29 protein-coding genes are annotated in these 25,622 nt (G+C 36.9%); 8 read left to right on the top strand and 21 right to left on the bottom strand.

Annotated elements, in window-relative coordinates:
• The first annotated feature begins 349 nt into the window (after positions 1-349).
• Entirely contained in the window at positions 350-1,051 is a 702-nt protein-coding gene (locus tag OC533_RS12235) for a Crp/Fnr family transcriptional regulator (RefSeq protein ID WP_194323589.1), read from the top strand.
• A 41-nt stretch (positions 1,052-1,092) separates the two neighbouring features.
• On the opposite strand, the gene OC533_RS12230 is transcribed toward OC533_RS12235, so the two are convergent.
• Genes OC533_RS12230 through OC533_RS12205 form a run of 6 tightly spaced genes read right to left on the bottom strand, consistent with a single transcriptional unit; the run spans position 1,093 to position 6,255 of the window.
• Positions 1,093-1,992 carry a ketose-bisphosphate aldolase gene (locus tag OC533_RS12230; protein ID WP_185505225.1) on the bottom strand — a complete coding sequence of 300 codons (900 nt, stop codon included), beginning with the start codon at positions 1,990-1,992 and terminating at the stop codon, positions 1,093-1,095.
• 16 nt (positions 1,993-2,008) lie between these two features.
• On the bottom strand, positions 2,009-2,863 hold the full coding sequence (locus OC533_RS12225) for a class II fructose-bisphosphate aldolase (protein WP_194323588.1): 855 nt from the start codon (positions 2,861-2,863) through the stop codon (positions 2,009-2,011).
• Between the two features lie 17 nt (positions 2,864-2,880).
• Positions 2,881-3,972 carry a PTS fructose transporter subunit IIC gene (locus OC533_RS12220; protein WP_010991084.1) on the bottom strand — a complete coding sequence of 364 codons (1,092 nt, stop codon included), beginning with the start codon at positions 3,970-3,972 and terminating at the stop codon, positions 2,881-2,883.
• 16 nt (positions 3,973-3,988) lie between these two features.
• Entirely contained in the window at positions 3,989-4,300 is a 312-nt protein-coding gene (locus tag OC533_RS12215) for a PTS fructose transporter subunit IIB (RefSeq protein WP_003763437.1), read from the bottom strand.
• 12 nt (positions 4,301-4,312) lie between these two features.
• On the bottom strand, positions 4,313-4,786 hold the full coding sequence (locus tag OC533_RS12210; RefSeq protein WP_262265266.1) for a PTS sugar transporter subunit IIA: 474 nt from the start codon (positions 4,784-4,786) through the stop codon (positions 4,313-4,315).
• 11 nt (positions 4,787-4,797) lie between these two features.
• Positions 4,798-6,255 carry a BglG family transcription antiterminator gene (locus tag OC533_RS12205; protein ID WP_185512909.1) on the bottom strand — a complete coding sequence of 486 codons (1,458 nt, stop codon included), beginning with the start codon at positions 6,253-6,255 and terminating at the stop codon, positions 4,798-4,800.
• 194 nt (positions 6,256-6,449) lie between these two features.
• On the opposite strand from OC533_RS12205, the gene OC533_RS12200 reads away from it, so the two are divergent.
• Genes OC533_RS12200 through OC533_RS12190 form a run of 3 tightly spaced genes read left to right on the top strand, consistent with a single transcriptional unit; the run spans position 6,450 to position 9,070 of the window.
• Positions 6,450-7,352, top strand: a complete 903-nt coding sequence (locus OC533_RS12200) for an ABC transporter ATP-binding protein (RefSeq protein WP_194323587.1) — start codon at positions 6,450-6,452, stop codon at positions 7,350-7,352.
• On the top strand, positions 7,345-8,580 hold the full coding sequence (locus OC533_RS12195; protein WP_185562632.1) for an ABC transporter permease: 1,236 nt from the start codon (positions 7,345-7,347) through the stop codon (positions 8,578-8,580). The genes OC533_RS12200 and OC533_RS12195 overlap by 8 nt, the downstream gene beginning before the upstream one ends.
• Positions 8,581-8,596: 16 nt before the next feature.
• Positions 8,597-9,070 carry a GNAT family N-acetyltransferase gene (locus tag OC533_RS12190; protein ID WP_194323586.1) on the top strand — a complete coding sequence of 158 codons (474 nt, stop codon included), beginning with the start codon at positions 8,597-8,599 and terminating at the stop codon, positions 9,068-9,070.
• Positions 9,071-9,677: 607 nt separating this feature from the next.
• Here OC533_RS12190 and OC533_RS12185 read toward each other — a convergent pair.
• From OC533_RS12185 to OC533_RS12175, 3 genes are all read right to left on the bottom strand, one after another.
• A complete protein-coding gene (locus tag OC533_RS12185; protein ID WP_194323585.1) occupies positions 9,678-10,325 on the bottom strand; it encodes a GntR family transcriptional regulator in 648 nt (215 codons plus the stop codon).
• A 221-nt stretch (positions 10,326-10,546) separates the two neighbouring features.
• Positions 10,547-11,563, bottom strand: coding sequence for a PTS transporter subunit IIC (locus tag OC533_RS12180; RefSeq protein ID WP_070753789.1), 1,017 nt, complete (start codon positions 11,561-11,563; stop codon positions 10,547-10,549).
• Positions 11,564-11,631: 68 nt separating this feature from the next.
• A complete protein-coding gene (locus tag OC533_RS12175) occupies positions 11,632-12,486 on the bottom strand; it encodes a LysR substrate-binding domain-containing protein (RefSeq protein ID WP_003767899.1) in 855 nt (284 codons plus the stop codon).
• Positions 12,487-12,591: 105 nt separating this feature from the next.
• Between OC533_RS12175 and OC533_RS12170 the strand changes: the two genes are divergently transcribed.
• Together OC533_RS12170 and OC533_RS12165 are read left to right on the top strand one after the other, a co-directional pair.
• Positions 12,592-13,599: a YeiH family protein gene (locus OC533_RS12170; RefSeq protein WP_003724569.1), complete on the top strand. Its 1,008-nt coding sequence runs from the start codon at positions 12,592-12,594 to the stop codon at positions 13,597-13,599.
• A 55-nt stretch (positions 13,600-13,654) separates the two neighbouring features.
• Positions 13,655-14,296 carry a DUF1361 domain-containing protein gene (locus tag OC533_RS12165; RefSeq protein ID WP_003769741.1) on the top strand — a complete coding sequence of 214 codons (642 nt, stop codon included), beginning with the start codon at positions 13,655-13,657 and terminating at the stop codon, positions 14,294-14,296.
• A gap of 49 nt (positions 14,297-14,345) precedes the next feature.
• Here OC533_RS12165 and OC533_RS12160 read toward each other — a convergent pair whose 3' ends face one another.
• Positions 14,346-14,663 (bottom strand): nucleoside triphosphate pyrophosphohydrolase family protein, encoded by a 318-nt coding sequence (locus OC533_RS12160; protein ID WP_003763449.1) that lies wholly within the window; start codon positions 14,661-14,663, stop codon positions 14,346-14,348.
• Positions 14,664-14,861: 198 nt separating this feature from the next.
• On the opposite strand from OC533_RS12160, the gene OC533_RS12155 reads away from it, so the two are divergent.
• Positions 14,862-15,038: a hypothetical protein gene (locus OC533_RS12155; protein ID WP_003722274.1), complete on the top strand. Its 177-nt coding sequence runs from the start codon at positions 14,862-14,864 to the stop codon at positions 15,036-15,038.
• 44 nt (positions 15,039-15,082) lie between these two features.
• Here OC533_RS12155 and OC533_RS12150 read toward each other — a convergent pair whose 3' ends face one another.
• The 5 genes from OC533_RS12150 to OC533_RS12130 form a co-directional block, all read right to left on the bottom strand.
• Positions 15,083-15,382, bottom strand: coding sequence for a nucleotide pyrophosphohydrolase (locus OC533_RS12150; protein ID WP_194323584.1), 300 nt, complete (start codon positions 15,380-15,382; stop codon positions 15,083-15,085).
• 106 nt (positions 15,383-15,488) lie between these two features.
• The gene (locus OC533_RS12145) at positions 15,489-15,815 is read right to left on the bottom strand and encodes a thioredoxin family protein (RefSeq protein ID WP_003722276.1); all 327 of its coding nucleotides are present in this window, start codon (positions 15,813-15,815) and stop codon (positions 15,489-15,491) included.
• Entirely contained in the window at positions 15,812-16,249 is a 438-nt protein-coding gene (locus OC533_RS12140) for a flavodoxin (RefSeq protein ID WP_003769743.1), read from the bottom strand. The genes OC533_RS12145 and OC533_RS12140 overlap by 4 nt, the downstream gene beginning before the upstream one ends.
• Entirely contained in the window at positions 16,246-17,295 is a 1,050-nt protein-coding gene (locus tag OC533_RS12135; RefSeq protein WP_003724573.1) for a ribonucleotide-diphosphate reductase subunit beta, read from the bottom strand. Before OC533_RS12135 ends, OC533_RS12140 begins: the two co-directional genes overlap by 4 nt.
• Positions 17,296-17,350: 55 nt before the next feature.
• Complete coding sequence (locus OC533_RS12130) at positions 17,351-19,642, bottom strand: ribonucleoside-diphosphate reductase subunit alpha (protein ID WP_010991092.1); 2,292 nt, start codon at positions 19,640-19,642, stop codon at positions 17,351-17,353.
• A gap of 534 nt (positions 19,643-20,176) precedes the next feature.
• Between OC533_RS12130 and OC533_RS12125 the strand changes: the two genes are divergently transcribed.
• Positions 20,177-20,518 carry a YxeA family protein gene (locus OC533_RS12125; RefSeq protein WP_003769747.1) on the top strand — a complete coding sequence of 114 codons (342 nt, stop codon included), beginning with the start codon at positions 20,177-20,179 and terminating at the stop codon, positions 20,516-20,518.
• A gap of 157 nt (positions 20,519-20,675) precedes the next feature.
• Here OC533_RS12125 and OC533_RS12120 read toward each other — a convergent pair whose 3' ends face one another.
• The 6 genes from OC533_RS12120 to OC533_RS12095 form a co-directional block, all read right to left on the bottom strand.
• The gene (locus tag OC533_RS12120; protein ID WP_003722282.1) at positions 20,676-20,861 is read right to left on the bottom strand and encodes a CsbD family protein; all 186 of its coding nucleotides are present in this window, start codon (positions 20,859-20,861) and stop codon (positions 20,676-20,678) included.
• A gap of 94 nt (positions 20,862-20,955) precedes the next feature.
• Positions 20,956-22,005, bottom strand: coding sequence for a Gfo/Idh/MocA family protein (locus OC533_RS12115; RefSeq protein WP_010991093.1), 1,050 nt, complete (start codon positions 22,003-22,005; stop codon positions 20,956-20,958).
• Positions 22,006-22,027: 22 nt separating this feature from the next.
• Positions 22,028-22,996, bottom strand: coding sequence for a sugar phosphate isomerase/epimerase family protein (locus OC533_RS12110; protein WP_003724577.1), 969 nt, complete (start codon positions 22,994-22,996; stop codon positions 22,028-22,030).
• 2 nt (positions 22,997-22,998) lie between these two features.
• The gene (locus tag OC533_RS12105; protein WP_003763466.1) at positions 22,999-23,721 is read right to left on the bottom strand and encodes a ThuA domain-containing protein; all 723 of its coding nucleotides are present in this window, start codon (positions 23,719-23,721) and stop codon (positions 22,999-23,001) included.
• A gap of 1 nt (position 23,722) precedes the next feature.
• On the bottom strand, positions 23,723-24,463 hold the full coding sequence (locus OC533_RS12100; protein WP_112120281.1) for a sugar phosphate isomerase/epimerase family protein: 741 nt from the start codon (positions 24,461-24,463) through the stop codon (positions 23,723-23,725).
• 15 nt (positions 24,464-24,478) lie between these two features.
• Positions 24,479-25,555 carry a Gfo/Idh/MocA family protein gene (locus OC533_RS12095; RefSeq protein ID WP_003769755.1) on the bottom strand — a complete coding sequence of 359 codons (1,077 nt, stop codon included), beginning with the start codon at positions 25,553-25,555 and terminating at the stop codon, positions 24,479-24,481.
• Between the last annotated feature and the right edge of the window lie 67 nt (positions 25,556-25,622).

The raw sequence follows: 25,622 nt of genomic DNA, 5'->3' as shown, positions 1-25,622 counted from the left end.
ATTTTTGACTTTTTCGTCACATTTAAAACTTATTCACTAAGTAAATTATTTTCTCTGTTTTTCTTGATATTTATATTATATTCCTTGTTAGATAACGCCTAAATTTGTTCAAAATTATTACTTTGATATTTAAGTCAAAAATAGTATTTAACTGAATACTATTTTTGACTTATATTGTAGTTTTCACCTGTTTTTCCAGCTAATTATGAACCTTTTATGAATATTTGTAGCTAGCCTAATTGTTCTTTTATAATGGTTATTCTGTGGAAAATATGCTCCTACAAGAATATTTGTGATTACGTTTACTGTAGAATAATAAGGGAATTTAAGGTAAAAAGGGGGAAGTCATATGTATTTGAAAGAAACGTTGGATCAATTTACTTCTATTAATAATATACTTAAATTACTAAAAAAAAATCCTGGCTTTAATAAATATTGTATCCAAGAACGCCTCCCGAAAGAAACCGTTATTACATCTGACAAAAGAAGAAAATATATCTACATAATAGAAGATGGCTTTATGAAACTTGTTTTTGAAGGGACGAATAAACATAACTTCTCTTATATCTTACAAAAAGGCGCCTTTCCTCATCTCCCTGTATATACCGAGGATATTCCTAAACATATGATGCTAATAGCGCTAACAGATGTAGTTTGGTGGAAAATCGAATTTCAATTTTTTAAGGAAATGATGGAATTAGAGGATCCTAGAAATTATATAATGCTACATCAACTTGCTGAAACGCGAAGAAGACTTTATATCATCGCCGTCCAAGAAAAATTAAGTTCCCGCGAAAGTGTTTATTTTTCTTTAAATACGATGATTGATTACGGCTTACGTGTTTCTGAAAAAGCAGTCGAGTTGCCTAAATTTTTAACCTATCAAATCCTTGCTGACAACTCGAACACTTCAAAAAGTTACACATCCAAAGTACTTAGTAATCTACGTGAAAAAGGGATTTTAGAATCACAAAAAAAGCCTTGGCGCATTAATGACGTCCAAAAGCTACAAGAATTGATTGATGCGGAAGCTTTACTCGCAATATTATAGAAAAAAACTAAGAGTAGTAGCTACTCTTAGTTTTTTTCTGTTTAGATTTCGTCACTCCGCCAAGCTTCTGTACCTGCTAATTGGTACTTTTGCACTTGATTAACAGACTGGAATAGTTCCATTTTATATTTTACCACTGCTTTTGCAGCATCAATACAGTCTGGATAAATCGCGTTAGCATCCCATAATTCCGTTGTACTTAAAATTTCGCGACATTTTTTATAGAAAGCATATTTATAGTCACTGGAAATGTTGACTTTTTGGATTCCGATTTTAACTGCTGCAGCAATTTCAGCGTCAGGATTTGCCGAGCCACCATGGAGCACGAGTGGTATATTAACTAGGTCTTTGATTTCTTGTAAAATATCGAGGCGTAATTTAGGCTCTTTGTCTTTTGGATAAATCCCATGAGCCGTTCCAATAGCTACAGCGAGCGTATCGACACCTGTTCGCGAAATATATTCTTCCGCTTCTTCCGGTTTCGTATAAATAATTTCACTAACGCCACCTTCAATACTATTACCAGTTTTCCCAATAGTTCCAAGCTCTCCTTCTACGGAAACGCCTAATCGGTGGCAAACATCCACGACTTCTTTTGTTACGCGAATATTTTCTTCAAATGGTAATAGTGAGCCATCAATCATGACAGAACTAAAACCACAGCGAACAGCTCGCATCACATCACTCATATTATCACCGTGATCCAAATGAAGGACAAATGGTACAGGGCTATTTTTAATTCGTGCTAAAACATACTGGAAAAAATCATCTTTTGTAAAATCAAGTTCTGTTGGGTGCACAGCGATAATCGCTGGAGCATTGTTTTTTTCAGCTTCTTCTACCACTACGCGTAAAAAATTACTATCGGCTACATTAAATGCTCCTACCGCGAATTTATTTTCTTTGGCTACTTCTAATAATTGCTTCATATTTACTAACATCTTTTCATTTCTCCTTTTAAAGTGATTTTCCAGTAGAACCGGATAATTGAATATAATATTGCACAACTTCTTTGCCGGCTGTAATCGTATCGCTAATTAAGTCAACATAATTAATCGTTGACGTTTCTTCTAAATTAGTTTTTATTTTATCGACTTGAGCCTTCATGAAGTCTGAGCCAACGTTGATTTTATTGATACCAAGCCGAATGGATTCCAAAATGTTTTCCTCACCACAACCAGAACCTCCGTGTAAAACAAGTGGCATATTAGTCGCGGCTTTAATTTCTCGAACAATGTCAAACTGAAAAGCGGGCGTAAACCCTTCTGGATAATCACCGTGCGAAGAGCCATAAGAAATTGCGAGCGCATCAATTCCAGTCTGGTTAGCAAAATCGATAGCTACCTTAGGATCCGTATACATAGCTTGATTTGTATAATTATCCCCTGTTACAGCGCCAATATTTCCAACTTCGGCTTCAACACTAGCGTTATAAGTTTCTGCAAATTCGACCATTTTTTTCGTAATTGCAACGTTTTCTTCATAAGGATAACTGGAAGCATCCATCATCACGCTTGAAAAACCATCTTCTAAACATTGCTTTACGATGGCAACATCCTGCCCGTGATCTAAGTTAATCGCTACTTCTACACTTGCTTCTTCTGCCATTTTTATAATAGGTTTCGTTAAAAAACGGCTTCCTAAGTGGCTTGTTAAATGATCTTGAAGCAAGTCAATAATAATTGGTGCACGAAGTTCTTGAGCAGCATCAATGACCGCCCGCGCTGTTTCTAAATTAAAACAATTAATTGCCATGACAGCGTAACGTCCTTCGTTTGCACGCTTTAAAATCCCTTTCATCGAAACATACATTTTTATATCTCCTCGCCTTATGAAATTTTAATTCCAGACAAATCGACTTCTTCCTCTTCTATAGCTTGATCTGCAATTAACTCTTCTTCTTTTGTTGGCTCTCGTTTTAAGATCAGTAGCATTGCTGCGGTCACACAAGTTCCAATCAATAGTGCCAAACAGAATAAAATCGGTTCGTTCATTGCCGGGACGATGAACATTCCGCCTGATGGTACTGGTGAACCAATACCCCATGTCATACTAAGACCTCCGCCAACTGCAGCCCCAAGCGTACAAGAAATAATGACGCGTATCGGATCAACGGCAGCAATCGGAATAACGCCTTCTGTAATCATACAAATTCCCATTGGAAAAGCGATTTTGATATTATCTTCTTCTGATTTTGTATATTTTCTCTTTTTAATTAATTTCGAGATTACCCAAGATAGAGTTACTCCAAATGGCGGTACCATCGAAGCTAGAATTTTTACGGCTTCTGGTTCTTTAACTCCCTCTAGCAGTAATCCATCCGCGAATAAAGAAGCTACTTTATTTACCGGTCCACCAAAATCAAATGCCGCCATAGCACCGAGCACTGCTCCGAAAACAAATCGCATGCTTCCTTGCATTCCTTGTAAGAAGCTTGTCATCGCCTCCGTGGCCCAAACGATTGGTACACCTACAACAAAATACATTAGCAACCCGATAACTAAACTACTAATAAGCGGAATAATCATCATTGGCATTAAACCTTGTGCCCACTTTGGTACTTTTAAATATTTCACTAGTATTAGTACAAAATAACCTACTAAGTACCCGCCGAGCATGCCACCCAAGAACCCTGCACCAATTGAGTTGGCGATAAGTCCCATTAACAATCCAGGAGCAATCCCTGGCCTATCTGCTATCGAATAGGCAATCGCCCCTGCAATAACTGGCGCAAGTAACCCCATACCTAGAACCCCGAGAGAAACGAGTGCATCAGGAATAGAATACGGTGCTTTATAGTTTTCAATCACTTGCCCATTTGTTAAATTTCCAATGGCAATAAGTAACCCCGAGGCAACAACTAACGGTAACATATACGAAATCGCTGTAAGTGCATGTTTTTTGATTTGCAGTTTTTTCATCATGCCAGTTCACTCCCTAGTTATTTATTTCGTTGTCTATTTTGTTAATAATTTGTTTTGGTGCTTTAATCGCTAAGTCTGTGGGTATTTCAACAATACGCTTCCCTTTAAAACGATCTTTGCCGTTAATTTTAATGTCAGCTGCGATAATAACGACATCCGCATTTTTCACTTGTTCTGCTGAAAGTTCGTCTTCAATCCCAATTGTTCCTTGTGTTTCAATATGAATAGTATGTCCAAGTGCAATACCAGCTTTCGTTAGTTTTTCTTTTGCGATATACGTATGCGCAATTCCTGATGTACAAGCAGCAATTCCAATAATATTCATGTCAAACTCCTCCTAATCTTGGTTTTTTGCTAACAATTTAATAAAAGCTTCTTTTGTTGGGACAGTTTGAAACTGGCTTATCACCTCATCATCTGCGAGTAAAATCGCTACTTTTTGAAGCAGCTTAATGTGTGTTGCCGTGGCATCTGAATTTTTCACGGCGAAAAGGATAATGATATTGACTGGTTTATCATCAAGTGACTCCCACTCTACCGGTTTTTTTGTTCTACCGACAGCAATGGACGTATTTATGACGCTTGCTGATTTCCCGTGTGGAATTGCTACACCTTCCCCGAGCCCCGTTTTACCTTCTTCTTCGCGGTACAGCACATCCGCTATAAAAGCTTTTTTGTCCACTACTGCACCTGTTTCGACAAGTAAATCTGTTAATTCTTCAATTACTTCTAATTTTGTCGTTGCTTGTAACTCTAAATTTACAAGTGCTGGACTTATTACTTTGCTTATATCTAATTCTTGAATATCCATCGATTCGCCTCCTATAAACTTTCCATCAATTTTTTCACCATCATTTTATCTTTTTCTGTAAACATCGCGCTTACAAGTAATGAAGGGATTTCTTTTGTACTTTCTGCGTTGATTGTTGTTAGAATAAAGTCAATATTCTGATAGTCTTGCAAGCTATTTTTGAATCTAGTAGATGATAAAACGTCTACTATTTCGACATCTGGAAAAGCTTTTTGGACCTTTACTTTTAAAAGTTCTGACGTTCCGATACCGCTTGAACACATAATAATAATTCGTTTTACAAGAGGTGACTCTTCTATGTGTTTGGCGAAATAGATCGTTATATAACCGACTTCATCATCTGATATGGTATTTAACTTAAAGGTCTCCGCCACATCCCGAGCGGTTTCTTTAATAATGTCAAACAGCTGTCCGTACTCTAATTTAATATCGCTTAATAAGTTGTTTTTTATGTTTATTTGATGATTCATTCGGTTCACCATTGGCTTCATATGACTAAGTAATTCGATTTTTAATTGCTTTTTATTAATAGGCATATCGATTTTCGCGGCAACTTGATTAATATAAAAATCAGTCATTTCCTCCACGATTGGTAAAACATTACTCGAGATTAATTCAATTTCATGATTAAACCGAGAAGAAATTAAGTATTGTAAAAAGTTGAATGTTTCGCGTTTCGGTAATTTCATTTTTAAGTATTGTTCGATTGATTCAATGGCTTCTACAGCAATAGTATGCAGTTTTTCATTTGTCACTAAGTAAATCTCGTTTGTTTCGTCAAAATCTTCCACTTCTCCTTGGCGAAAACGATTAATTAGAATGTACAAATGGGAAAAAATATTAATATCATACGGATACGGAATGCTAATCATTAACTTATTTTCAATAATTTCCATTTGCCTAACGATAAACTGTACATCGGCATTATTGAGATTACTGTATTCTGTCTTTAAATCGTCGTAACTAGATAAGTCTAAGTTGTTGATGACTTCATTGATTGCGATACGAATGTTTTCTTCTGTACCAACAACGCGGATCTCTTTTTGCTTTTTTTCAAGAGCTAAATGGTATTTCTCGATAGATTGATTTAATAGCGCAAAATCATTTTTTATCGAATTATAACCAACGTAATAACCTTCATATAGTTTGGCAATATTTAAGTACTTAGGTGATTTAAACAATATTTGAAGTAAAATCTTTTCACGACGCTCGGATGGTGTATAACCGAAAATATCACTGGTTGTTTCTAATTTCGCCTGAATATATGCTTTATAATTCAGTTTGTAACCACGGCCTTTTTCCGAAATAATAATCTCTTTTTCATCAGTGGCGCTATTGATATTTTTAATTTTACGGTAAATTGTTTTAGAGGAAACTTCGAGCATTAGAGCAAGTTGATTCGCTGTTAAAAAATCATTTTTCGTTAAAAATAAGTTAATTAATGCACGCTCCGTTTTGGTTAGAAGCATTTCATCACCTCCCTCTACGGTCTATTATACACAAATAAAAGAAAACGGTTACAACAAGTTATGTCCACTACACTAGACAATTTTTTGACGAAGTTTGTGAATGTAGCTTTAGAAATTAACTTCCCTTTTAAGAAGACAATCTTCTAGTAAAACCGTATAATGAAATTTGAGAAGACTCAGAAAGGGGTGCTTTTGTGACACTTGAACTACATAATGTTACGAAGAAGTTTGGGGAAAAAATCGCAGTTAATGATTTATCTTTTCGAGTAGAACCAGGGAAAATACTCGGAATAATTGGTCAAAATGGTGCTGGTAAAACAACTACTTTCCGGCTAATTTTACATTTTTTAGAAGCAACTTCAGGAAAAATCACTTGGGATGGTAAGGAAGTAAGCAGAATTGATCCAAATATCATCGGCTACTTACCAGAAGAACGTGGTTTATATCCTAACGTTACGATTGAAGAACAATTAATTTTTTTTGCTGAACTAAAAGGTTATCCGAAGCAAAAAATAAAAGCAGAAATCGATAACTGGTTGGAACGCTCAGAAATTGTCGGTAAAAAAACGGACTTAATTAAAACATTATCCAAAGGAAATCAACAAAAAATACAACTTCTAAGCACGATCATTCATCAACCTAAACTAGTTATTTTAGATGAACCATTCAGCGGGCTGGATCCTGTTAATGCAGAGATTTTGAAAAAGTTTGTATTCGACCTGCGTGCATCCGGAGCAGCGATTATATTCTCGAGTCACCGGATGGAAAATGTGGAAGAACTTTGTGATTCTCTTTTAATGCTGAAAAAAGGAAGTACGGTGCTTCAAGGTACGACTGAATCCGTGAAATCTGTTTTTGGTCGCAAACGTATTTTAATTGAATCTACTCATACGGCAGAAGAACTAGCTATTTTACCTGGTGTGCTAAATGTCCAACAGCATCGTGACGGTGTTCTCCAACTTGAAATTGCTAACGAAACAGATGCAGAAAAGATTTTTGAATATGTGACAAAGGATGGCTTCATCCAAACTTTCAGCCTCCAAGCTCCAACGCTTGAAGAAATTTTCAAATGGAAAGCGGGTGAATCTAATGAGTAAATTTTGGGTGATAACAAAGCAAGTTTACAAAAGACGTGTCAAAACCAAATCCTTTTTAATTTCACTTTTGTTTCCTGTTTTAATCGCCGCATTGATTGCTGGCATTCCAAAAATGGTAGACTATTTCGACTCTACTAAAACTATGACAAAAATTGCTGTACTTTCTGATGATCCGGTTTTCTCCCAGTCGCTCGCTAAGGACAAGAGCCATTTTAAAGTAAATACTACCATTAAAGACAAAAAATCAGCTCAGTCCGCTTTAAAAAACGGTAAAATTGATGGATTCGTCTCTATTACTCAAAAAAATGACACGGTTAGCGCAGTTTATACCACGCAAGAAACAGCAGGCCAAGATGTTTTAACCCGTTTAACAGAAGACCTCACCGCAACAAAGATTGCTGAAAAAGCGGCCGCCTATAAAATCACCAATGAGCAATTACAATCCATTACTTCTCCTGTCTCTGTGACAAATGATTTAGAATCAAATAATCAATTGACTAACCACGAAAAAGACGTGATGAGCGCAGCAGTATTGATTTTAACACTCGTTATTTTTATTTTCGTTATGAGTTATGCAAATATTGTTGCTTCTGAAATCGCGACAGAGAAGGGTACACGAATAATGGAAGTTATTTTATCAAGTGTATCTGCTAGAACGCACTTATTTGCTAAACTAACAGCCATTATCTTTATGCTTCTCACCCAAATTGGCTTTTATGTCGTTTGCGGAGCCATCGTTCTTATTGCTGGACGAAATACGGATATGGTCCAAAATGTTTTAGATCAAATTGCTGTTTTCCCAGCTTACTATCTTGTTTTAAACTTAGTATTTGTTATTTTAGGTTTACTGTTATACATTTTACTCGCAGCAATGATTGGTTCGATGGTGCCAAATGTAGAAACAGTTGCTCAGTTTATTTATCCAATGACGATTCTCGCGATTATTGGTTACTGGGGTTCCATAGCAGCTGCTAATGCTCCGGATAATTTACTTGTTATTATCGGCTCGTATATTCCAACTTTTTCACCGATGATGATGTTAGCGCGGATGGACTTATTATCTGTTTCAACGGTTGGTATTTTTAGTTCATTAGCAATTTTAGTCGCAAGTGTCGTTGGGGCATTTTTCTTAACTGTTCGTCTTTATCAAGGAAATGTGCTGCTTTACAGTAATGACGGCCTATGGAAAACTTGGAAAACCTCCCTTTCCTACGCGAAAAGAAAATAAAGAGAGTTGGTAAATTATGCAAATCAGACTATCTAAAAGAAAAGACTCGGCTTCAATGATTGAATTAGAACATTTAGTGTGGACACCCGGGACGACGCCTGGTGATGTCCGTTTCGATAGTGAAGCTGAATTTTTATTAAAGAATCCACCTGGCTCCAAAATAGTCGTTGAAAAAGATGAAAAAATAATTGGCATTCTCGGCTATAAATCCCCTACCCCTCTGCCCTCCAATAAACATGTAGTAGAGATAGATATTGCCGTTCACCCAGATTATCAACGTGAAGGCATCGGTCAACTTTTAATGGACAAAATGAAAGAAGTCGCACGCGAAAAAGGTTTTATAAAAATCTCGCTACGGGTGCTGTCAATTAACCAAAAAGCGATTCGTTTTTATGAAAAAAATGGTTTTAAACAAGAAGGTCGACTCGAAAAAGAGTTTATTATTCAAGATAAATATGTAGACGATATTTTAATGGCTTATTTCCTCTGACAAAAGACCCTATTTAAGACTACAACTATGACTTTATAATCATTTTTAGATTAAAGCGTTTACATTTTTTTAGAACGGTTATATATAGAGTACAACGAACAAAAAAAGGTGATGCGAATGACAAAAACTTGGTGTACAAGCTGATTTTTTTCTCAGCTTTGTCATATGCCGGCAAAACGTCTGGTGAAGGATTTTAGTGTCAAGCAACTACGGTTAGTTTACAGGAGGAAGGCGAGGAGTATACGCCGCGTCAAGGACTTTACGCTAACTTAGTTGTAGGAAGACGGAATTTCGTTACGTCGCTCGTTTATCAATATTTTTTATCCTCACTACATTGGTAAATAAGCGAATAAAGTATCGTATCATTCATGGCCACTATTTGGACAAGTTACGGGCGCTCATTTATTCGTAAGTTAGAATATCTTGAGAAGTAAGTAGCAAGACAAAGAATTCGCCTACTTGTTTGAAAATGCCTCACCGTTTTCCGAATGTTGTATGTTTATTCAGAAACATCCAGACATGGTCCGGCCCATCAGATGAGTGGCAAGACAAGCTCATCCGAAAAGAAAAACCCCGTGTGGCGAATTTGCCATACGGGGTTTTTCGATTAGGAAAATAAGATTGAGATATTTTTATCGTAGAATTTTTGAATGACTAAGTGGCATTTTTCAAAATCTTTCGCTTCTAAAGAGAGCACTAACTGTTCTAGTGAGTCTGCTAAATCTATCATAAAAGCTTCAAAACACAATTTTTCATTGTTATCCTTCATATTTAAAATTGTCTGGTTAAGAATATCGATATTTCTTTCAAGTGCTGGCATTCCAGTATAGTGAATCATACAACCATAAAAGTTTTTCACGTGATTACTAAATACACTTATATCCTGCTCCCTAGCAGCTAGCTTAATATAAACTAACTCGTTACGAAGACACGTTGCGCATACTTCTGCGTTTTTTTCTTGAAGTTTTTGTACCGCATAATTGAGATGAAAAAAAGCTAACTTTAAACGAGATTTTTCGCGATGCTCAGCTTCACTATGGATTGCCACTGAAAAACCTTTTTCTCCAGAGTTTTTGCAAATAATACCACTTTTATGTAAACATTGGAGCGCACCAAAAGCTACTCGTTTGCTGACTTGAAATCGTTTCATGATGTCTTCTATGTCCACTTTATCGCCATTTTCCAAAGTGTTAGTCATAATCTCATTCTTGATTTCTGCGTATATAGGATCTGCAACAAATCCACTTTTTTCCATAATTTGAACCTCTTTAATTTTGATTGCTTACAATGTTATATTTTACACGAAAAAATTCCATTTAGATATGATTTTTCCGAAAAAAATGTGTACATTCTGTTACAAGAAAGATAGTTGTAACAGAAGAAATTAGCTGACATGTTGAAAAAATAACGACAATATGTATAGTTATCATTGCAACATAAAAAGTAGGACTATACAGCCCTACTTTTTACCTGAATTTACTGCAATTCAATCGTTAAATCACCTGTTTTCAAGCGTTCCTTTTTAATAAGAAACGGTCTGACAACAAGTGCAATAACACCTGGCAAGACAACTGCTACCAAAATAAAAGCAGCCAGTGTGCTGAATCCGTAATTTGCTATTAAATAAAGTGGTGCAACAAAGGCACATAATCCGAGACCAGCGACTTCACTTGCGGCTTGGATATGGAACACCATCACGCCAAGAGGTCCAGCAATCAGAGTTGTTAAGAGTGGTACTAACATGAGGCTAGGTTTTCTAATGATGTTAGGTGTTTGTAATTTTGGTGTACAGATAAGTTGGGCAAAAAATGCGCCCCAGTTATTATCTCGGTAACTTAATACCGCAAATGACACGAATTGAACCGAACAACCAATCAACGCCGCAGCACTTGCTGTTGGATCCAGTTGAAGCGCAATCGCGAGCGCAGCAGAGGAAGCCGGGCTAAGAATAAGTAATCCAAACACAAAAGCGATAGCCATTGATGAAATCAGCGGTGAGCCACCAATTAACGAGCTAATTCCAAGACTTACAGAAGCCAAAATCGGCGCCATAATCTTTGCAAATAAAATACCGCTTAGTCCGCCCGCGAGAAGTGAAACACCAGGAATTAAAATCATATCAAATTTTGTTTTCCCAGTTACTCTTTTCCCAGTCCAAACTGCAACAATAACAGCTAAAATAGCTCCGACTGGTTCTCCGCTAGTAATAGCAACTCCGCCACCAGCTAACGTCGCCACTGCCCCGCCGCCAATAACAGCAGAGGCTGCCGCACTTATCGTCACAAGCGTATTTGCGTGTAAGCACATCGCAATACCAACACCAATTCCCGGAATTAACATCGTTTTACCAATTGCGCCAACTGTAACAAGAAATGAAAGTCCTGTCATCTGCCCAATTGTCTGCAAAAGAAGTCCAATTCCAAGCGTTACAAGAACCGCATTCGCAATCCCCATAGAAGCCTTATAGGAACGATCTATAAAATATTCTTTCATTGCTTCTCCCTTTCTAAAATGTATTCTTTCTCATTGTAATCACTAGTTAATTAAAAAGCTAGTTTTATTTACCGATTTTCCTTTAAAAATGTTAAAAAGGTTTCAGCAATTCGATTTTCAAGTCTTTGTCTGTTTTTTAGTACCGAAAACTTCCGCATTAAGCTCCCAGCCTCATTAAATGTCTGCAGTTTTCCCGCTGTAATTTCTGCTTGAACAACACACTTAGAAATAACTGTGTAGCCCATCCCTTCAAGAACCATTTGTTTGACCGCCATATTACTCCAGGCAACAACCTTTTCAGCGACGTTCCAGCCATTGGTACTTAATACATGATCCAAATATTCACGCGTTCCTGAACCTTCTTCTCGCGCAATCCAAGTCGCCCCTTGCTCGATTTCTGTAAGCGAACCATCTGCTCGACCAACGATACACATTTCATCATCCGAAAAAGCACTTATCTCCAAATCTTTCTTACTAACCTGGCCTTCAATCAGCCCTGTGTCCACTTGAAGAAGTTCAACTTTGTCAGCAATTTTTGCGGTATTTTCAATGATAAGTTCTATTGTAATATCCGGATAAAGAGCATGAAATTTCGCAATCACTTCTGGCAGATAATACTCTCCTATCGTAAAACTAGCACCAATGCGAAGCCGACCTTTTAAATGATGGTGATATAAACTTATTTCATCTTCCACTTGTTTATATAGTCCTTCTAATTGCTTGGCACGGTGGTATAAAATTTCTCCTGTTGCTGTTAAAATAAACTTTTTAGCCTGTCTGTATATAAGTTCTGTTTCGTAAAGCTCTTCTAATTTCTTTAATTGCAACGATACTGCGGGTTGCGAAATGTGTAATTCTTCAGCTGCTTTTGTAAAACTTTGTAATTCTACTACTCGGATATATGTTCTTAATGCCTCATCCATCGTAACACCTCCATAAAAATAACTTATCAATAATATAATTAATATAAATTTTACTAATAAAATCAAGAATGGTAAAGTAAAAGTATAAACGAAAGGGGGATGAATATGAGTCAAATTTTATTTAAAACGAAGACTTTTTGGTATGGTATTGCGCTTACTTTCTGTATTGCTACCTTATCTTATTTTTTAGCGAAGTTACCATTTTTAATGATTCTCGGACAACTTGTAACTGCTATTTTAATTGGTATTATCATTCGTGCACTTTTCCCAGTTCCGGAAAAATGGTTTACTGGTATTCAGTTTTCCAACAAGGTCATTCTTCGTGCCGGGATTATTTTACTTGGTTTTCGCTTGAACTTAGTTGATATTTATCATGCTGGCTGGCGCGTGTTTCTAATTGCTGCCTTATGCCTAAGCTTCGGTATTACTATTGTTTATTTCTTAGCTAAACTTTTTGGAGTGGATAAAAAACTAGCTATTTTGGTCGCTTGTGGTACGGGGATTTGTGGTGCCGCTGCAGTAGTTGCGATTTCTCCACAAGTAAAAGCTGATAACAACCAAACGGCTGTCGCTGCTACGATTATTGCATTACTTGGAACTATTTTCACCGTTATCTATACGTTGATTTATCCAATTCTGCCACTTGGACCAGATGGTTATGGGATTTTTGCAGGTGCTACACTTCATGAAATTGCCCACGTTATTGCAGCTGCAGATCCAGGCGGCTCATCTGCTGTCGATATGGCGGTTATCGTCAAATTAACACGTGTAGCCTTACTTGTTCCAGTCTGCTTTGTTGTCGCAAAAATGGTTAATGCTGGGACTAAAAATCGCTTTTCATGGGCTGAACTTCCTGTACCATGGTTTATTTTCGGCTTTTTAGCAACTAGTGCAATTAATAGCTTTGGAATTATTCCAACATCTGTAACCGATTTTCTTGTCATCTGCGCATATTTCCTCATTGCTATGTCAATGGGCGGACTTGGTTTAAATGTCCACTTACCATCGTTCGGAAAAATGGGTGGAAAACCTTTTGCTGCGGCGTTAATCGGTTCTGTTTTCCTTTCAGCATTTGGTCTAGCTTTAGTACTTTTGTTTCATTTAGCAGGTTAAGATGTCCTCGTCACCTCGATTTGTGATACAATAGCAAACACGAGGTGACTATTTCATGACGAAAGCAATTTGGACTTGCCGAGCGTTCTTACTCGGATACTTTCTTGTGCTGCATTTCACTGCAGATACTTACACTTTTCTAATTTTAAATGTCGGGCTTGCTTATATACCTTTCGAAATAGCTGTATTTCTCACAAAAAAACCTCGCGTCTGGTGGATTTTTTGGCCACTAGGAGTTGTTTGGCTAGTATTTTTCCCAAATGCACCGTATCTTTTAACTGATTTACTTCATTTACAACGTTTAGAAATTTACGGGGCAGAAGGAATACTTTCAACAGCACCTTGGTTATGGCGACATTTCACTTATATTATCGTCGGTGTGTTCTTTGGATTATTTATTGGATTCTGGTCTTTCGCAAAAATGCTTGCTGAAATAAGAAGACGATTTAATTGGACTAGTTTACTAAGTTATCAATTACTTTTGATTGGGTTAATTTTATTATCTAGTTATGCGATATACATTGGACGGTTCTCTCGTTTACATTCCATCCATTTACTTACGCAGCCAATTGATTCATTGCAAATTATGTTAAGTGTTTTTCACTGGCCATTTTGGAATTTTGTCTTTTACTTTTCGATTATCCAATATGTAATTTATACGCTATTTAGCAGGTTTTCTAGCTCACTAAAAAACTAAAAACGTTTGTATTTTAGGAAAATTAATTTTCTTAAATACAAACGTTTTTTTAATCGATATGGAGCTTACTTCGCTCTTTTGAAAAACCTTGAGGATAACGACGCTTTAGTTTCTCGATATTTAATTCTGCTACTGTTTCCATGCTTATATCTGCCCATTTAGCAATTTGCGATACGTACCAAAGTACATCTCCTAGCTCTTTTGTTAGAGACTCCTTATCTAAATCATGTCCATGAAAAGCATATTTCTTAATCAAATCGGCAACTTCACCGGCCTCTCCAGTAATACCAAGTCCGTAATTTGTTAGTGCCTGTTCGTGTGTTGCAGCAGTTCTGTTTGCTAAAATTTGATACTCTTTAAAATCCATATGTTTTCCTCCTTGCTTCTCTCACTTTCTTACTATAACAGATAAATTTTTTCCTTTGCAGTCTTGACTATTTCCAACTTATGCGAACTGGTGCTCTATCAATGCATTTCATCTTTAAAAATTTTTTATCTTTAAAGTCTTATTTTTTTCAGATAATTCCTATATAATAGAGATAAGATTTCTGAAAGGAGTTTTCAAATGAAACTAGCTGGCTTAGTGTTACTTCTGATTGGTTTGATTGGTTTTGGCTTTTCGTTTAGCATTACCGGACTTATCGGTTTTGGTGTATGTATCATTTCTATTATTTTAGTTATAGCAGGAATTTTTACAATGATTCGTTCCAAAAAACGCCGTAAACGTTCTTATTCCTATTAAAATAAAAAGCTGCTTTATCATTATTTGGTAAAGCAGCTTTTTTTCTATTTTTTCGGCCAAGTTCTCATACGATTTTCTGCTAACTTCATTCGAACAAGTTCCTCGCCGTCCGCTCCCATACTCTCTGCAATTTGAAGAGCATAGATAAGCACATCAGCTACTTCTTTTAAAAGTTCTTCACGATTTTCTTTTAGCGCTATTTCATCTGTTTTCCACTGAAAGCATTCAAGTAATTCTGATGCTTCAAGTGACAACGAAATTGCTAAATCTTTTGGATGATTGTATTGATCTAGCCAATCACGTTCTTTTAGAAAAGCAGTAATTTCATCTTGTAATTGTCTCACTGTTTTAGCTCCTTTAGAAGAATTTATTTGTGAAAAAAATTGCAAACTCTTATAAAAAAATGAGCACCAAGCCACCTATTTATAAGGAGACTTGCTACTCATTAAATTATGCGTTTAATGAAACTGCTTCTTCAATTTTGTTTGGTGGGATAAATCCGTTTAAACGGTGGATTTCTTCGCCGCCTTTGTATAGTACAAGTGTTGGCGTTTGTTGTACATCACGATCAAAAAAGAAGTTTTCGCCCATTTCTTCTAATTTTACTTTTAATACTTTCACTTTGCTTGCGATTTCAGAGTTTTTGAATTCAGCAAACGAAAGATCAAGCATTTTACAATTAGGACAATTATCTTTCCAATAATCTACATATACTAATTCTTCCCCATTAATATGAGCTTGGAACTCTTCAGGTGATTTAATTTCAATACTTGTCATTTGATTCCACTCCTTAACGCTAAAATTTTCTTGACCCAATTGTCTATATCAGCCACATCTTGTTCTGTGTGTGGCATTTGCTCTATTTTTAAAGTTGGGTAGCTTGTGCCGAAGTATTTTGCCATTCGGTCAACAGCCCCGCAATAAAACTCCATACCCCATTGTGTTTCCCCAGTGCCAAAAATGGCTACATTCTTGGGCTTAACGGCTAGTTCCGCGATAAAATCTTTCATATCCGGCGGCGTTCTTCCGTAGTCGACTGTCCATGCCCCCAACACGTACAAGTCAAAATCCTCATCAAGCGGATACTCGGCTAGAGGAGATACGCGAAAGGACACAACTTCATGTCCTTCGCTTTGTAAAATCTCTTCAATTTCATCAGCCACCATTTTCGTATTGCCGCTTAGAGAATCATAGGCTAACAAAATTCTCATAAATCGTCGAATCCGTTATCCATATTCGTTTTTTTATAGCTTGAATTGCGCATTTCGAAAAAGTCGGTTTTTGTTTCTGTAAAGTTATCTGCGTAGGCTTTAATCCATGTCATTGTGTTATCACTATGTCCTGGATAAAGTTCTGGAATACCAAGCATTCCTAGCATTTTGTTGGCACGATATTTCACGTAGTCAACCATTTCTTCCACATCAATACCTTCAATACCTTGTAGTACTTCTTCAGACCATTCTGTTTCAAGTTCAACAGCGTGGCGGAAAGCATCATGCGTATATTCTACTAGCTCTTCTGTTTGTAATTCTGGGTTTTCCCCAAGGATTGCCCGGATTACTTCTGAAATGAACTTCGAGTGAGCTAGTTCATCACGATTAATAAAGCTAATGATTTTCCCTGTCCCTGTCATTTTATTTTGACGAACAAGGTTGTAGAAGTAAGCAAAGCCACTGTAGAAATTAATTCCTTCTAAAATAGACGATTGAATTAAAGCTTTTACAAGTGTTTCACCTGTTTTATTATTCATGAAATCATCATATGCGTCCATGATTGGCTCGTTACGTTTAATAATGGTTGGATGTGTTCTCGCAAGTTCAAAAACGCGATTTTGTTCTTGTAAATTTGTAATAGAAGCAAGTACATACGAATAACTTTCATTATGGATAACTTCTTGTTGCGCGATAATTGCTGCATTCGCATGAACTGCTGGATCGGTAATGTATTCCGCAATATTATAAATAAAACGTGTTTGCGGCGAATCAAGTGTTGCTAGCAAACCAATGATTGCATCAAAAGCATATTTTTCTTGTTCTGAAAGAGCGGGATATTGTTTTGCATCGCTTTTCATATCTACTTCATCTGGAATCCAGTAGTTAGTAGAAAGTTCTTTATAAGCACGGTAGAAAGATGGATACGGGATGTCATTCCAATTCAAAATCCCGCTAGTTTCTCCGTTTATGATTGAAGTAGAACGATTAGGAAATAAAGGTTCTAAAATTTTAATACGTGTCAGTTGTTCTTTTTGGTTAGCCATCTAGGCAAGCCCTCCCTTTCTTATTGTGTTATCGATAAAATGTTTTAGAGATTTATCAGCTTGAGCACCATTCACACTCTTCAACATCAATATCGTTGGAGCGGACATAGTAAGTTGTTTTCAGTCCTTCATTCCAAGCAGTCATGTGTAGTTCAAGTAGTTTACTTGCTTTAATACCACTTGGTACATAGAAGTTAAAGCTTAGTGATTGGTCTACGTGACGTTGACGACGACCGTTTTGACGTACACTTGCGAATTGGTCAACTTTGTAAGCACCTTTTTCGTAGTATGGGTATGTGCTTAGGTTTAAGTCCGGTGCAATTACTGGACGACGGTAGTCTTTTTTCTCTTCATAATAGAATGCGCTGTAAATTGGATCAATCGAAGCAGTTGAACCAGCGATTTGCGCAGTACTCATATTTGGTGCAACAGCTACAAGGTAAGCATTACGCAAGCCTTTTTCTGCTACTTCTTTCGCTAATTCTTGCCATTCAGGTGAGTTATAGTTACGACGTGCAAAATATTCTCCAGTGTTCCAGTCGCTGCCTTTGAAGACTTTATAAGCACCTTTTTCTTGAGCTAATTTGTTACTAGCGCGAATAGCTAAATAGTTAATTTGTTCATATAATTCATCGGCATATTTCTCAGCTTCTTCTGAGTCCCAAGCGATATTTTTAAGAGCAAGTAGGTGATGCCAACCAAATGTTCCAAGTCCGATAGAACGGTATTTTTGGTTTGTAATAGTAGCTTGCGGTACTGGTAGTTCGTTTAAGTCGATAACGTTATCTAACATACGTACTTCTACTTCGATTAAACGTTCTAAAGTACCTTCTTCAGCAACAACTGCACGACCTAGGTTAACAGAAGATAAGTTACATACAACAAAATCTCCCGCTTGTTTTGTAATGACGATTTGATCTCCAGAAATAATTTCTTGAATCATTTTTGTCGGGCTCATATTTTGCATGATTTCAGTACACAAGTTACTAGAATATACCATGCCTTCATGTTTATTAGGGTTCATTCTATTTACTTCATCACGGTAAAACATGAATGGATTCCCTGTTTCTAATTGACTCATCATGACACGTTTCATGATATCAATTGCTTTAACGATTTTTTTACTAATTGTTTCATCAGCTACTAATTCGTCATATTTTTCGCGGAAAGTACCTTCGCCTTTTGATTCATCGTAGAAATCTTGTAGGTACCAGCCTTTTTTCGCTTTTACTTCATGTGGATCGAATAAATACCATTCGCCGCGACGTTCTACAGCTTCCATGAAAATATCAGGGATACAAACCGCAGTGAACACATCATGTGCGCGCAAACGTTGGTCACCATTGTTTAATCGCAAATCAAGGAAAGATTCAATATCTTTATGGAAAACGTCTAAATAAACTGCAATCGCTCCTTTACGTTGACCTAATTGATCTACGCTAACTGCGGTATTGTTTAATTGTTTAATCCAAGGAATAACGCCACCACTTGCGCCTTTTACGCCGCGGATAGCAGCTCCTGTTGAACGAACATAACCAAGATATGCTCCAACACCGCCGCCGTGCTTAGAAACGCGAGCAACGTCTGTATTACTATCGTAAATCCCTTGTAAGCTATCATCTACTGTATCAATGAAGCAACTAGACAATTGTCCGCCAACTTTTCCAGCGTTTGCAAGTGTCGGAGTCGCAACTGTCATATATAGATTACTTAGCGCCCAGTAAGCTTCTTCAACTAGCTTCATACGCTTTTCTTTTGGTTCGTTTTGCATTAAATAAAGTGCGATAGTTAACCAGCGTTCTTGCGGTAACTCATACACATTACGTTCGGAGTCAGTTGCTAAATAACGTGTCGCAAGTAAATACAAACCATTATAAGTAAATAATTTATCTTTTTCAGGGTCAATTAATTTCCCTGCAGCAATTAAATCTTCTTTAGAATAATTTTTTAGGATATTACCAGAATAAATACCACGCTCGCCTAAACTTTCTTGAAGTCCAACGTATGAACCATATTTATCATCGTCATTATAAAAACGATTTTTACTCGCTTTTTTATATAATTTATTTAAATAAAGACGTGCCGCGAAATGTTCCCATTCAGGAATATGAATATCAGTACGAGCTTCTGCTTCCCTAATTAGATAATCGACTAATTCATCAGCCGCATAATCTTCCTTCTTCTCAACAAAATTAAAAACCTTACGTTTGTAATCTTCTAAATCAAGTTTTGGAAATTCTTCATGGATTTTCTCTAAATATCCATCCAATCGGCTTTTGTCAAAAGGTAGCTTTCTGTTTCCCCCGTCTTTTACTATGTAAGTTGTCATTTGCAATCCCCATTTCATCCTTTTTTCCTCGTTGTAAAAATATCTGATTCATTTTGCGCTTTTTCATTCGTCCGCTGAACTATTTATGGTCGTTCCATGGAGCAAAAAAATTAACTTTTAAAGGAGCAAATTCCCCTCAATAAAAGTTAAAAGGCGATGAAGCAATATTTCGCTTTCGATACTATATATAGTATAACTTTTTCATTGTGAATGCAAGATATAGTGCTTTGATTTTATCTGTGAAATCTCCAAAACGACGATTACAACAAGGTTTTTAGCAAATAAAAAAATTTTTCGAGTGAATTCATGTGTTTTCTTGCACATTTATTCTCTTAAAAAGCCACTACTTATAGTGTCTATTTTTTTCTTCATTTCTACATTTAGTAGGTAAAAAAACTGTTTTTTATAACTTCACAAACTTATGATTCGATTTCGTCACCATTCTGACAAAATTGTAAGGTTACATGAGGATATTGTTAGTTAACAAACAGGATATTATTCTGTATTCATTGTAAACTTAATGTAATAAAGCAAAGGAAGGATGAGGGAGAAATGTTTACTAAAAAAAGAGTTTTGATGGTGTTAGCGGCAGTTCTTCTAGCTGTCTGTGCTATTTGGGAGTATGCGATGCCAACCGATGCCGCAGTCAAATCCTATTACCTTAAAGTAGAAGAAACTGGTAAAGCTGTAACAAAAAATCAATTTAAAGGTTATAAATATGTTTCCAAAGTCTATGATGATAAAGGAAAACAAAAAAACATTACATTTTATTCTGAAAAGAAATTAGCTAAAGACGACCAGTTTAAAGTATTAATCGGCGAAAACAAAATGGTTGTTAACTATAAAAAAATCAAAAACGTCCCTGATAAAATTAAATACCTAGCTGAAAAATAAAAAACACTTTGTTCTAGCCTAATTAATAGGCTAAACAAAGTGTTTTTTTATTGAACGCTGAATCCGACTCCGCGTAAACCTATCTCGTTTGAAACAAAACCTTTTGCCATTAATTGACAAAAAAACAGGCTTGAAAATTTCAAGCCTGTTTTTTAACTTATTCGGATAATTTCTTTTTAGCGTCGCCCGTTTTATCTTCTACTTCGCCTTTAGCTTTTTGAGCTTTACCTTCTACTTGTTTGCCTTTATCATCTGTTGCTTTACCGAACTTGTCTTTTGCGTCACCTACTACTTTGTCTTTAAGTCCTTTTGCTTTGTCTTTCATACCTTTATCTTCGCTCATTGATATTGCCTCCTAATTAGAATTTATTTTCTAATGAAGAATCTTTATCTCCATAGTAGTGTTTTCCACATTATAGAAAGCTAAAACATCTTTTTTAAATAGAATGAACGGTTCGATTGGTCTCAGCCGCTTCAAATATGGCTTCAATCAATTTTAAAACTTGATAAACTTCTTCGTTTTGAACGATTGGTTCACTCGTATTATTTAAAACATCGACAAAGTTATTATAGAAAGATGGAGCTAATTTGGCAGGTGCCGGAAGTGATAATGTATTGGTTGCTTCTTCGCTTGGTGGTGCCATTGTTTTTGTCAGTCCTTGCCCTGCTTTAATTGGCGTTGGCTCTGAAGTTTTAGCAAGTGCGGTTGGTTTGACGATTTCCCCACTTAGATCCCAATCGTGGATAATTCCGGTTCCTTCAGTGCCTTTGACATACCAGCGAGGTAGTTTAATGAAGTTCGTTGTGCCTACTTCGATTTGAGCAGTAATACCATTTTCAAAAGTAATGAACGTTACGAAGCCATCATCGACTTCATCCCCAAGCGCAAAACTTAAATTAGCAGATACGGACTTCACATTGCTATCCACTAGGAATAACAATTGGTCAAGTAAATGTACGCCCCAATCAAGTACCATCCCGCCGCCATGTGCTTTCAAATGACGCCAATCTCCTGGAATACCATTTGCTCCGTGGACACGTGATTCTAGGTGGAACATTTCACCAATCGTTTTTTGTTCGAACATTTCTTTAATAATAAGGAAATCTTCGTCCCAACGTCTATTTTGATGAACCATAAAATGTTTATTTACTCTTTTAGCCACGTCCATAATTGCTAGTAAATCTTCACTTGTCATTGTTACTGGCTTTTCACAAACAACGTGTTTCCCTGCTTCAAGTGCGCTAATTGCAAGCTCTTTATGGCTATCGTTTGGTGTTGCAATAAGAACAGCATCTACTTTTTCGTCTGCTAAAACAGCTTCATAACTTTCATAGATTTTTAAACCTTTTTGAGCGGCGGCTTCGCGTTTTTCTGCTAGAATGTCGAATACGCCATGAACTTCTAAATTATCAGCAGCCGATGCAAGCGTTACATGATAGCTTCCCATCCCGCCGTAACCAACAATTACTAATTGATATTTTTTCATTCCAAGACATCCTTTCTTATTGTTACGCCCACCACATATCCAGTGGTTTGTCTTTAATTAAGATCGATTGTAAGTTTGTAACAGCACGATCGAAGCCTTCGTCAATCGACATTAATGGATCTTCGTGTTCGATGCTGACTACATAATCATAACCATATGTTCGAAGCGCGCTCATAATATCCGACCATTCTGTCAAACTATGACCACAACCAACCGAACGGAATGTCCAACTTCTTGTTTGAACGTCGCCATATGGTTGCATATCAGTCAAACCGTACATATTGATATTATCTTGATCTAAATACGTATCTTTGGCATGGAAATGATGGATTGCTCCAGCTTTCCCTAAGATTTTGATAGCGCCAACTGGGTCAATTCCTTGCCACCATAAATGACTTGGATCTAAATTAACACCGATTGCATCATTTGTTTCTTCACGCAGTTTTAAAATGGTATATGGTGTATGACATAAGAAACCACCGTGCAATTCGATACCAATTTTAACACCAGAAGCCGCTGCAAGTTCGCCAATTTCTTTCCAGTAAGGAATTAGCTTAGTTTCCCATTGCCATGTTTTAATATCGCTATAAACAGTCGGCCAAGGAATTACCGGCCAGTTCGGCGCTTTGGCATCGTCACTATCTCCCGCTGTTCCAGAAAATGTATTAACAACCGGAACGTTCATTAAAGAAGCTAGTTTGATTGATTTGCGCAAAATTTCATCAGATGCAGCCGCTTCTTCTTTATTGGGAGAAATCGGGTTATCGTGGCAACTAAAAGCACTAATTGTTAATCCTCGACTAGTAAATTTTTCTAAATATTCCTTACGAGCTGCTTCACTCGCTAAAAGTTCATCGGTTGGACAGTGATGATTCCCAGGGTTCCCGCCAGTCCCGATTTCGACAGCATCAAGTCCTGCCGCTTTTACTTTATCTAACATTTCATCTAATGATAAATTTGCAAATAATGGTGTAAATACGCCTAATTTCATGTTTATTTCCTCCCTATTTTTTCAAGTGGTTGATGATTTCCATATTTTGGATATGTTTTTCGACCTTCTGCACACCAGTGAACGCCGTTAATAATTACTTGTTGAATATCCGGGTGATGATACGTTGGATAAGATTCATGACCTGGTTGGAAGTAGAAAATCCGCCCATTGCCTCTTTTATATGTGATACCACTTCGGAAAACTTCTCCGCCTTCAAACCATCCTAAGAAAATGAGTTCATCGGGGGCTGGTATATCAAAATGCTCGCCGTACATTTCTTCTTCATCTAATTCAATAAATTCACCAATACCTTTTGCGATTGGATGCGTCGGGTCAACTACCCAAAGACGCTCCCTTTCATTTGCTTCACGCCATTTTAAATCACAACTCGTGCCCATTAAACGCATAAAGATTTTTGACATATGTCCAGAATGAAGTACGATAAGCCCCATACCTTCTAAAACACGTTTTTGCACACGATCGACAATTTTATCTTCTACGCGGTCGTGCCCCATATGTCCCCACCAGATTAGAACATCTGTATTCGCTAAAACTTCTTCTGTAAGCCCATGTTCCGGTTCTTCCAACGTAGCTGTTTTCGTATCAATTCCTGCTTTTTCTAGGAAACTAGCAATTTGTCCATGAATTCCATCTGGATAAATTGCAAGTACAGCATCATCTTCTTTTTCGTGTAAAAATTCGTTCCACACTGTCACACGCGTCATATTATTTCTCCTCCAATACATTCGCTAAATACGTATAACCTTTTGCAACACTTGTTAACGGATCTTCAACAAATGCTTCTTGCTCAATAATTAGCCATTCTGTTCCTGCATTAAGCGCTGTTTTCACGTATCCTGGAACATCGAGAATTCCTTCGCCGATAATGGTGCTTTCTTTATTCGTTTTCGCTTTATCTTTAATATGGATTAGCGGTACTCGATTACGATATTTTTCGATAAAAGGAATGACTCCTACACCAGCGTACTCTATCCAGTAAGTATCTAATTCTGCAACCATTTCAGGAACATTCTCAAGCAAATTGTCCAAAATGATTTTGCCATCTAATTTTTCTAATTCGTGAGCGTGATTATGATAGCCAAACGCCATTCCGGATTGTCGGATTGCTTTTCCGATGTTACTTAGCTCTACGCTGAATTCAAGCCATCCTTCTTTTGAGTCAAAATCGGCATATGGACAAATAATGTATTTATTACCTAATTCTCGTTCGAAAAGAATGACGTTTTCTAAATTGGCTTGAAGCTCTTCTTTACTAATATGTGATCCCGCTACTTCTAGTCCAAGTTCGGCTAATTTCGCTTTGATTTCACTCGCGGATTTACCATAATAGCCAGCAAATTCCACACCGTCATAACCCATTTCCGCCACTTTTTCTAAAGTTCCAAAGAAATCGTCTTCACAAGCTTCCTTAACACTCCATAACTGCAAAGCTATTTTTGCTTTCATAAAAGCACTTCCTCCTTAATTAAAATAAACTGGTTGTCCTGTTTTTGAGGATTCATAGATAGCTTCTAAAATTTGTGTTACAACAAGAGCTTGCTCAGGTTTTACAACTGGATCAGTATCATTTAAAATCGCCTCTAACCATTGTTCTGCTTCGATTAATGCTGGATCATCACCTGTTCCATCGTAAAAATCAACGCCGCCTGCTTCTAATTGGATTTTCTTTTCATACATTTGGCTGTGTGCCTCACCATTAATTCGTAATCCATCTTCCATATCAGCGCCACCTTCTGTTCCCGAAAGTGATGTTCTCGCTTCACCAACATCTAATGTGTTTAGCGCCCAGCTTGCTTCTAAAACAATCGTTGCGCCATTTTCCATAGTGATAAAACCAAATGCAGAATCTTCTACTGTAAATTTACTTGGATCCCATGAACCCCACGCATTCGCTGCATTTTCTTTTTTCGCAAGTTTATGGTAGCTATTTCCTACGACATATTTTGGTTTATAGTTGTCCATCATCCAAAGTGTTAAATCAAGTGCGTGTGTGCCAATATCAATAAGTGGTCCGCCACCTTGAGCTTCTTCGTCCAAGAACACGCCCCAAGTTGGTACTGCCCGGCGACGAATCGCTTTAGCTTTTGCATAATAAATATCGCCTAATTCACCATTTTCGCAAACTTGGTGCAAGTAATCAGAGTCTTTACGGAATCTATTTTGGTAACCAATTGTTAGTTTTTTCCCTGTACGATTAGCAGCTTCAATCATGCTTTTCGCTTCTGCTGTTGTTTTTGCCATTGGTTTCTCACACATAACATGTTTTCCAGCTTCCATAGCCGCAATAGAAATTTCTGCATGAGAAATATTTGGTGTACAAACATGGATGACATCAATGGATTTATCTTGGAGTAATTCTACATAGTTTGTGTATACGCTTGCATTTTCGCTGCCAAATTCTTTTGCTGCCGCTTCCGCTTTTTCTAGAACAATATCACAAAAAGCAACCATTTCTGCTTTCTCAGCTTTTAATAAACTTGGCATATGCTTCCCGTTTGCAATGCCTCCACAACCAATAATTCCAACTTTTAATGTCATAATAAAAAACCTCCAATAGTTTTGATAGTTACATCATACAAAACTACTGAAGGTAATTCTTCCTATT

The sequence above is a fragment of the Listeria sp. Marseille-Q6474 genome (assembly GCF_946902005.1).
GTDB classification, from domain to species: Bacteria; Bacillota; Bacilli; order Lactobacillales; family Listeriaceae; genus Listeria; species Listeria innocua.
This window is presented reverse-complemented; position numbering and strand designations above follow the sequence as displayed.

Coding starts and splice junctions, on each gene's coding strand:
- OC533_RS12130 (WP_010991092.1), bottom strand. CDS start 19,642: ATGAAATGGGGATTGCAAATGACAACTTACATAGTAAAAGACGGGGGA.
- OC533_RS12115 (WP_010991093.1), bottom strand. CDS start 22,005: ATGAAAAAATATCAATTAGTAATTGTTGGTTACGGCGGGATGGGAAGC.
- OC533_RS12230 (WP_185505225.1), bottom strand. CDS start 1,992: ATGTTAGTAAATATGAAGCAATTATTAGAAGTAGCCAAAGAAAATAAA.
- OC533_RS12170 (WP_003724569.1), top strand. CDS start 12,592: ATGAGTCAAATTTTATTTAAAACGAAGACTTTTTGGTATGGTATTGCG.
- OC533_RS12155 (WP_003722274.1), top strand. CDS start 14,862: ATGAAACTAGCTGGCTTAGTGTTACTTCTGATTGGTTTGATTGGTTTT.
- OC533_RS12110 (WP_003724577.1), bottom strand. CDS start 22,996: ATGAAATTAGGCGTATTTACACCATTATTTGCAAATTTATCATTAGAT.
- OC533_RS12195 (WP_185562632.1), top strand. CDS start 7,345: ATGAGTAAATTTTGGGTGATAACAAAGCAAGTTTACAAAAGACGTGTC.
- OC533_RS12140 (WP_003769743.1), bottom strand. CDS start 16,249: ATGAGAATTTTGTTAGCCTATGATTCTCTAAGCGGCAATACGAAAATG.
- OC533_RS12165 (WP_003769741.1), top strand. CDS start 13,655: ATGACGAAAGCAATTTGGACTTGCCGAGCGTTCTTACTCGGATACTTT.
- OC533_RS12120 (WP_003722282.1), bottom strand. CDS start 20,861: ATGAGCGAAGATAAAGGTATGAAAGACAAAGCAAAAGGACTTAAAGAC.
- OC533_RS12145 (WP_003722276.1), bottom strand. CDS start 15,815: ATGACAAGTATTGAAATTAAATCACCTGAAGAGTTCCAAGCTCATATT.
- OC533_RS12220 (WP_010991084.1), bottom strand. CDS start 3,972: ATGAAAAAACTGCAAATCAAAAAACATGCACTTACAGCGATTTCGTAT.
- OC533_RS12135 (WP_003724573.1), bottom strand. CDS start 17,295: ATGGCTAACCAAAAAGAACAACTGACACGTATTAAAATTTTAGAACCT.
- OC533_RS12210 (WP_262265266.1), bottom strand. CDS start 4,786: ATGGATATTCAAGAATTAGATATAAGCAAAGTAATAAGTCCAGCACTT.
- OC533_RS12175 (WP_003767899.1), bottom strand. CDS start 12,486: ATGGATGAGGCATTAAGAACATATATCCGAGTAGTAGAATTACAAAGT.
- OC533_RS12190 (WP_194323586.1), top strand. CDS start 8,597: ATGCAAATCAGACTATCTAAAAGAAAAGACTCGGCTTCAATGATTGAA.
- OC533_RS12225 (WP_194323588.1), bottom strand. CDS start 2,863: ATGTATGTTTCGATGAAAGGGATTTTAAAGCGTGCAAACGAAGGACGT.
- OC533_RS12215 (WP_003763437.1), bottom strand. CDS start 4,300: ATGAATATTATTGGAATTGCTGCTTGTACATCAGGAATTGCGCATACG.
- OC533_RS12235 (WP_194323589.1), top strand. CDS start 350: ATGTATTTGAAAGAAACGTTGGATCAATTTACTTCTATTAATAATATA.
- OC533_RS12185 (WP_194323585.1), bottom strand. CDS start 10,325: ATGGAAAAAAGTGGATTTGTTGCAGATCCTATATACGCAGAAATCAAG.
- OC533_RS12095 (WP_003769755.1), bottom strand. CDS start 25,555: ATGACATTAAAAGTTGGAATTATTGGTTGTGGAGGCATTGCAAACGGG.
- OC533_RS12105 (WP_003763466.1), bottom strand. CDS start 23,721: ATGACGCGTGTGACAGTGTGGAACGAATTTTTACACGAAAAAGAAGAT.
- OC533_RS12180 (WP_070753789.1), bottom strand. CDS start 11,563: ATGAAAGAATATTTTATAGATCGTTCCTATAAGGCTTCTATGGGGATT.
- OC533_RS12205 (WP_185512909.1), bottom strand. CDS start 6,255: ATGCTTCTAACCAAAACGGAGCGTGCATTAATTAACTTATTTTTAACG.
- OC533_RS12100 (WP_112120281.1), bottom strand. CDS start 24,463: ATGAAAGCAAAAATAGCTTTGCAGTTATGGAGTGTTAAGGAAGCTTGT.
- OC533_RS12125 (WP_003769747.1), top strand. CDS start 20,177: ATGTTTACTAAAAAAAGAGTTTTGATGGTGTTAGCGGCAGTTCTTCTA.
- OC533_RS12160 (WP_003763449.1), bottom strand. CDS start 14,663: ATGGATTTTAAAGAGTATCAAATTTTAGCAAACAGAACTGCTGCAACA.